3 protein-coding genes are annotated in these 2,952 nt (G+C 62.2%); all 3 read right to left on the minus strand.

Annotated features, from left to right (window positions below; translation table 11 throughout):
* Window positions 1-972: 972 nt before the first annotated feature.
* Window positions 973-1,236: a hypothetical protein gene (locus ACILRA_RS21610; protein WP_395664103.1), complete on the minus strand. Its 264-nt coding sequence runs from the start codon at window positions 1,234-1,236 to the stop codon at window positions 973-975.
* A 43-nt stretch (window positions 1,237-1,279) separates the two neighbouring features.
* On the minus strand, window positions 1,280-2,188 hold the full coding sequence (locus ACILRA_RS21615; RefSeq protein WP_395664104.1) for a plasmid partitioning protein RepB C-terminal domain-containing protein: 909 nt from the start codon (window positions 2,186-2,188) through the stop codon (window positions 1,280-1,282).
* On the minus strand, window positions 2,185-2,952 hold a 768-nt coding region (locus ACILRA_RS21620), incomplete at its 5' end, for a ParB/RepB/Spo0J family partition protein (protein ID WP_395664105.1). The genes ACILRA_RS21615 and ACILRA_RS21620, both read right to left, overlap by 4 nt.

Here is a 2,952-nt window from a genome sequence, read left to right on the forward strand (position 1 = left end):
GCAACCCGCCGTCGAATTGGGCGGCGATCCTTTTACCGGCAACAGGTGACAGGCCGGGCAACATCGGGGTAGAATCGATCATGGCGGGTGTCGCTTCCCTGAAACTGCGATGATTGGCGTCAGTAACCAAATCATACGTGATTTCATAGGTTTAAGCTACACCCGCCTGTCCAGAATGCATAATTCGGGCTAAATCCATCGCGCGAATCGCTGCAAAACTCAAACAGGCAATAGTCGAGTAGCGGCTACCCGCCTGTTATCATTATCTGAACTTCATTTGACGCGCTCGTCCAAGGTCTCCTGGCACAGAGGGCATCAACAGCCAGAAGACAAAGAAATGCCGGAGAGATCAGCAGCCTTGAATCGGTTCTCTGGCTCACTCCGGACATTTACCGGGCCTGACAAGGGGATAACTTGCGCCAATTGAGAACACCGTCTGCGACGAGCTTTTCCATCAGCTTCGCGAGATCCTGATGCACAAGGACTAAACCCGCAACAGGAATTGCAAGAGCCCCATTGGCTTTCCGCTGACCTTGTTGTCTACGCCGGAGTAAAATTGGGCCACTGGGCGGCGCAAAAGTCGAACACTTGGCCCTTGGAATAAGAACGCCGGCAAGAAGGACAGCGGCCAGTCAGCCGCGCCCACAGGAGGCTGGCGGGTGATTGGCCGCCATGCACCGTGACGTTCAGGGCGGGGCGTTCAAGGCGGAAAGAATTTTCCCCTTTTCGGAAAGTACTTTCCGCGCCGTTATGGTAATGATCCAAGAGGGGACCCGGCCCCATCAAGCGCGGGGACCGCGGGAGGCGCTGCTCAGCTGGGCGGATCGAGCGCGGTGGTGGGAATGGCGGCGCCCCCGTCCAGAGCCCGCCAGGCTGGCTCGAGGTATCGCCGGCCGGGCATGGCCGGAATCCCGGTCATGTCATCCGGGGTGCGCGCGGGTTCTGCCGCGCTGCCGGCACGCCACTCCCCTGCTATGATATGGCTGCAACTGGACCAGTCTCGCCCGCCTCCGGCCCCGGCGCCGCCGGATCGGCCAGCTTCGACGCCGTAATCAGCGCGACGTCGAGCTCATGCCGGGAGACATCGCGCTGGGCGGTGAGCGTAGCGATCTGAGCCTTGAGCGCGCTTACCTGAGCCTCAAGGCTGGTGACGGTGAACATCATCCGTGCCTTGAGAGTGTCGAGTTCGGTCCCGGTGATACCGAGAGTGGTGATCCGGCAGAACGCACCGGTCACATGGCATGAGTGAACGGCTTCTCCTGAGCGACTGCCGTTGGCCTCAAGCAACCTTCGACACATCCTCCTCATCCTCGAGCGACGTGATCTTCACAATGTTGCGGAACTCATCCACAAGGTCGGGCTGCCGGCGCTGCAGATAGCTGGCGACAGCCTTGTTGGTAAGGAGCTTGTTCAGATAGCCGCGGGCCAGAACCATGTCGAGCATGTCGTTGCCATAGGATTGCTCGATCAGCTTGAAGCGGCTCTGCACCAGGGACATCTCCTTCTCCATGCGGGATATCTCGGCAGCCGCAAGCCCCCTGAAGCGCTTGGGCTGGCTCGCCTCGACCAACTGGTCGGGTGGCGTTGCTGCGAGAAGAGCGCCGGCATAGTTGACGGAGAAGTTGTTCATCGAACACATCAGATCAGCACACTCGATCTGGCGTTGCGGCTTCATCTTCTTCAGCTGACGCATCACATCTCCGGAGAAGTTCCGGTCCTTGAGCATCTCCTCGACCTCGGGGCAGATGCCGTCAAGGAGGTCGCGCTTGCGCCGCAGCGAGGCGACATTGATGTCGAGCGCCTTCGCCAGCCGCTCCTCGGGAACACCCCGCTCGAGGGCGCGGAGGATCATGTAGTGCTCCTGCACCGTGGCGAGACGGTTGACCCGCTTGTTGTAAGTGTACCCCTCGTCGTCGCAGGAGACGAGGCAGGTCACAGCTGCCAGTCCCAGCTCACGCATCGCCAGCAGGCGGAGGTGGCCATCGAGCAGCATGTGGAGCCCGGAGGCCGGATCGGGCGGGGTGACGATCAGCGGCTCGATCAGTCCGATCTCCCGGATCGACGAGCGGATCTGGGCAAACTTCCGGGTCTTGCGGAACTCGGGCCGGACGGAACGGGTGGGAAGCAGCTTGTCGAGGCTTGTCTCGAAGGTCTGGCCCTCGAACCCGATCTGAACCCGGCCTGTCATCTGATATCTCCCCCGTTCTTGCCCGGATCGAGGATCGCGGGCATGGATGTGAGCCCTTCGGCGCGCAGCAGGTTCAGGAAGTCCTCATCGGCCAGCAGGCGGCTCATGGCGCCCGAGATGAAGGCGAGGCGCTGCTGCACCACGTCAGCCTTGCGGATCAGCATCTTCTGCCGGTCCACCTCCCGGTTGTAGGCGCGCACGAGGGCGGAGGAGGTGAGCCTCTGGCCAGCCCTCTGGCCACCCTTTTGACCGTAGGCCTTTCCAACACGGCGGCGCTCGTCGATCAGGCGCTTGACGGTGAGGACCTTCTTGCCGCGAAGTTCGCCCGACTCGTAGGCAGACTGCATCACCTCCTGTATCCGGGCGTCGTCGCTTCCCGCCTTGGCGATGGCGATGGCGACCGCCAGTGGTATGCGGCCTGCTTCCACGGCCGTGAGCAGCCGCTGCTCGCCCTTCTCGAGCAGTTCCAGCATGCCCGCGACCCATCTCTGCTCAAGCCCTGTCTTGCGGGCGATGGCAGCGACGTTGTGCCCACGCTTGCGCATGCTGCGGATCGCCTCGAGGAGTTCCAGCGTACGCGGCGTGTGGCGGGCGATGTTCTCGACCAGGCTCATCACGAAGGCCTCATCGTCGGAGGCCTCGATCACCTGGGCGGGGATCACTGTCTGGCCGAGAGCCTGAAACGCCTCCATGCGTCCCTGGCCGCAGACCAGAACGTAGCGCGTGCCTTGCGGGTCGGAGCGCTCCGCCACCGTGATGGGCTT

The sequence above is a fragment of the Aestuariivirga sp. genome (assembly GCF_044239095.1).
Lineage (GTDB): Bacteria > Pseudomonadota > Alphaproteobacteria > Rhizobiales > Aestuariivirgaceae > Aestuariivirga.